General features: G+C 49.8%; 1 rRNA gene. It reads left to right on the top strand.

From position 1 onward, the window contains the following. Positions 1–255 (top strand): 23S ribosomal RNA (locus CWB75_RS18555); the annotation flags it as partial.

The raw sequence follows: 255 nt of genomic DNA, 5'->3' as shown, positions 1-255 counted from the left end.
CTTCAGATTATACCGAATCGTACCCCAAACCGACACAGGTGGTCAGGTAGAGAATACTAAGGCGCTTGAGAGAACTCGGGTGAAGGAACTAGGCAAAATCGTACCGTAACTTCGGGAGAAGGTACGCTCCGATTGGTGATGAGACTTGCTCTCTAAGCTGATTGGAGCCGCAGTGACCAGGTGGCTGGGACTGTTTATTAAAAACACAGCACTGTGCAAAATCGCAAGATGACGTATACGGTGTGACACCTGCCC

It is taken from the genome of Pseudoalteromonas sp. S1608, assembly GCF_005887265.1.
Taxonomy (GTDB): domain Bacteria; phylum Pseudomonadota; class Gammaproteobacteria; order Enterobacterales; family Alteromonadaceae; genus Pseudoalteromonas; species Pseudoalteromonas undina.
This window is presented reverse-complemented; position numbering and strand designations above follow the sequence as displayed.